This is a genomic window from Mesorhizobium sp. M8A.F.Ca.ET.207.01.1.1, assembly GCF_004794715.1.
GTDB lineage: Bacteria > Pseudomonadota > Alphaproteobacteria > Rhizobiales > Rhizobiaceae > Mesorhizobium.
The window spans coordinates 1-323 of sequence record NZ_SRUS01000363.1 but is presented as its reverse complement, the minus strand read 5'-3'; the positions used below and the strand labels follow the sequence as shown (position 1 = coordinate 323).

Below are 323 nucleotides of genomic sequence, written 5' to 3'. Positions count from 1 at the left end.
GTGCTCAAATCCTGCCAGAACGACTGCCAGACCGAATCCCACTCATGTGCCGGCACGTCGACGGCGGACAACCAGCCGGATTCCTGGCTCTACGTGCCAGCCGGCAGCTGCGCCAAGATCGCGGGCGGCAGCGACAAGCCGAAAGCCTAGCACCTTCCCTCGAGCCAACCAGACCAGAATGGAGGAGACCGATGTCCAGCATGTTTTCACCTCTTGCAATCCCCGCATCGGCGGGCATCGGTCTTCGCTCGCCTCACATCGCGGAGATGCTCACGCGGCGCCCTTCCGCAGGCTGGCTCGAGGTCCACGCCGAGAACTACATG

At 63.5% G+C, this 323-nt stretch carries 2 protein-coding genes; both read left to right on the top strand.

The genetic code is table 11. The annotated features are described in order from the left end of the window. Nucleotides 1–150: a DUF2282 domain-containing protein gene (locus EN850_RS34930; protein WP_246689332.1), complete on the top strand. Its 150-nt coding sequence runs from the start codon at nucleotides 1–3 to the stop codon at nucleotides 148–150. 41 nt (nucleotides 151–191) lie between these two features. After that, a partial coding sequence (locus EN850_RS34925; protein WP_136093025.1) for a DUF692 family multinuclear iron-containing protein occupies nucleotides 192–323 on the top strand: 132 nt, incomplete at its 3' end.